Source organism: Photobacterium sp. GB-56 (assembly GCF_003026105.1).
Lineage (GTDB): Bacteria > Pseudomonadota > Gammaproteobacteria > Enterobacterales > Vibrionaceae > Photobacterium.
In genome coordinates this window covers 1-2,699 of sequence record NZ_PYNW01000040.1, presented here as the reverse complement: position 1 = coordinate 2,699, position 2,699 = coordinate 1, and the positions used below count along the sequence as shown (strand labels likewise).

The 2,699-nt window shown below is 38.7% G+C and carries 2 protein-coding genes and 1 pseudogene; all 3 read right to left on the bottom strand.

Annotation, left to right across the window (positions count from 1 at the left end):
- Window positions 1–629: 629 nt before the first annotated feature.
- Window positions 630–1,820, bottom strand: coding sequence for a PAAR domain-containing protein (locus C9J42_RS21775; protein ID WP_233219399.1), 1,191 nt, complete (start codon window positions 1,818–1,820; stop codon window positions 630–632).
- A 223-nt stretch (window positions 1,821–2,043) separates the two neighbouring features.
- Window positions 2,044–2,298, bottom strand: coding sequence for a bacteriocin immunity protein (locus tag C9J42_RS21175; protein ID WP_107208020.1), 255 nt, complete (start codon window positions 2,296–2,298; stop codon window positions 2,044–2,046).
- 2 nt (window positions 2,299–2,300) lie between these two features.
- Window positions 2,301–2,699, bottom strand: a pseudogene (locus C9J42_RS21770) (HNH endonuclease signature motif containing protein); the annotation flags it as partial.

Below are 2,699 nucleotides of genomic sequence, written 5' to 3'. Positions count from 1 at the left end.
TAGGTTTTGCGCTAACTTCGGTTGCTTTCCACATCGTCTTATCCTTGTACTATTCCCAAATGATAAGACAAAAAGACAAGGGGCAATAATTTGCCCGAAACAGGCTCTATTTAACAATAAACATCTAAAGCGATCCGATACGCGGTAACGTCCAGATACTAAAAAACCGCCTCGATGGGCGGTCATTTAACAGTAAAGCTATTTATGCTTGGTATAATCACATTTTGTGGGTGGTAATACATAAGTTTGACTCGAGTATTTTAAAGTAAGTTCTCGCTCAGATGTACATTCGATGTAGTTTGACTCGAGTATTTTATCCCTCAACGAGGCATCTAAATAGTGCCCTATTAATGCACCAATTAGTGCACCAAATAGCATTAACCTTAGCGTTAACCTTGGGAGTTGAATACCAGTGAATATATTAAGAAATGCCATTGGGATAGAAGGAAGGAAAAAACCAAATAATACAAACGACGATGTATTGTTAAGGTATCCCGATACTTTGATTACAGGTTTAATTCCTACTATCTCCACCGTATGACTTAAATCATAAGCTCCCCAACCGCACCATGACACAACCCCTATAAAAAACATTAAAAATGTAAGTTTTTTGAAAGTATCTAACATGATTAGTCAATTAAATCCTCTACTGTTTCTTTCATTGGCTTAGTAAACTCATACTGATTATCCAAGTCAGATATATAACCCCCTATCTTAAATGCTGAATAAACAAATAAACCTAATCCAACTGCTGCGGGTAATGAGAACCCAAACAGAAAACCAGCACCAGCACGAGCGACTAAAAGTGCCCCTTGAGCAATTACACCAGCCACGACCCCCTTAGAGATATCCGCAGTAAATTGCCCTATGACTTCGCCTAGCGTCTTCTCATTGTGTAGCATGTAATCAACCGCATTGACCGCACCACTAAACACAATTTCTGCATAAATGTTTGCGTTTAAAAAACTAATATTCCCTTTAACGGTATTTAAGGCGTGACCAATTTTTAGCATTTGAGGCGTTGCTTCTTGCCAACTAATACCAAGGTCTAAATATCGAGGCTTGTAGTTCTCTACCACAATATTCATTACCCCGTTGATATTAATCGCCTTAGCGGTTGCACCCCATCCCCCAAGTTCTTTAGCCACTTCATAAGCACCTTTCAGTCCCATGCCTACGCCTGTGTAGTCTTTACCTGTGGAAAGCTGTCCGTGTGTGTCTTTGATAAGCAAATCTAAATACTCATTTGCTTCTTTGACAGTCATAATCGCAATGCTGACGTTCTCTTGTTGAGAAGTGTCCCATTGATATTTTTTTGCAATTCTTTTTATATCTTCATTCCATTCTTTTTCTGTCAGATCATAAGCTGCCTGTGCCGCCTTACTAGAAGATTGAGGGGATACAAATGAGTTGTTAGTTCCAACGCCACTAGTGTTGGAATTATTACTAAAGGTAACTCCACTACCACCATTAATATTAACGCCATTACCAATATTGACACCGCTACCCATGTTCAAATTAGTCGCTGTTGATGTACTCAAACTTACCTGATGAGAACTGGCGTCAAGAAAGCAGTTACCACACCCAGTATCAACAAGATCACCGACACGAGCTAGGTTTGTACCAAACATATTTGCAGCCCTTGGGGATTGGGCGACAATCGGACCTTGACCTCTGCAACTTTTGCTGCCGCATGGGCAAGTCGCAATATCACCAACAAGGGCAACCTTTTGTCCGTTTATAATGACACCACCGTGACCTGATATAACAGAACCGCCCGTTGTTGTTTTACTGCCAACTGTTATTACGTCATTACTCATCAGCTAGTCCTTTATTTTATGAAGACGCAATAATACTAAAGAATACGCATAGGCAATAACTTGCCCGAAATAAGCTCTATTTAACATATGTTATCTAAAGCGATCCGATACGCCGTAACGTCCAGATACTAAAAGACCGCCTCGATGGGCGGTCATTTAACAGTAATTATATTTATGCGTACTGAATTGAAAGTTACTGTGGTGCTAATATTTTTTGTTTCTATTAAACTTTAAATAACGATAAGCCTTGCGAATTTCGCCAACTTTTCACAATTTCAACGATCCGTTCTGGATTTCCATCGTTCTCATTTTCAGGATAATAAATTAAGTCAGAACCATCTGGGTGTTCTGTTATCTGACAAAAATGTTCAAGTAATTCATCTTGATAATCATTGGTTCCTTTAGATTCAATAATCTCATTTATCAAATAAATAAACTCAATTTCTGTATAGTCATTTATCGTGTCTTTTAATTCCATTATTAGCTCTTATGTATATCTATATGGTTACGAGGAGTGTTAACTCTAAGGTTATCAATATTATAAACCTCACCACCGTGTTGTATCTCTTCAATATGATGCAATTCGAAAGAACGTCTACCACCCACTGTATCCTTGAACCTTGCTCGTGGTGCCTTACCGTCTTGCATTCGCTTAATATTTGCAGGTATAAATTGACTCATTAAAGAGTGATTTTTAGAAACCTCAAATCAAAACGCTTCTCTAAACGTATCAAAACTTGAAAACTCTCTGTCTCTTAATTTATCGGCTATCTGGGATGGTATTGGTGCTCCTAATCCTTGTCCTGCTTTTTTCTAACCAGATCCCTGTTATATCTTCACCTTTCCCAGTAACCACCCCAGATTCATTACGAGCGGTTG